Raw genomic sequence first — 243 nt, 5'->3', positions numbered from 1 at the left:
GAGTGTTATCCCGAGGCGCAGCTGTGGCCGCAGGAGCGTCAGGCCCGCGCGCTGGCGCGCAGCATCTGTGCGGAAATGCACAGCGGCTTCACGGCGCTGCGCAGCCATCTGCCCATGGACCTGGCACGGGACAAGGCGCTGGCCGAGCTGCCTGATGAGGCGCAGGCCGATATCGACCGCATCTGTGCGATCTGGGCCGGCTGCCGCGAGCGATACACCAGTAACGGCAACTACCTGTTCGGC

General features: G+C 67.5%; 1 protein-coding gene. It reads left to right on the top strand.

Going from position 1 to position 243, the window contains the following annotated elements; all coding sequences use genetic code 11:
* On the top strand, positions 1 to 243 hold a 243-nt coding region (locus V0R37_RS23045; protein WP_489685830.1), incomplete at both ends, for a glutathione S-transferase family protein.

It is taken from the genome of Pollutimonas rozaliensis, from assembly GCF_048751585.1.
Taxonomy (GTDB): domain Bacteria; phylum Pseudomonadota; class Gammaproteobacteria; order Burkholderiales; family Burkholderiaceae_B.
This window is presented reverse-complemented; position numbering and strand designations above follow the sequence as displayed.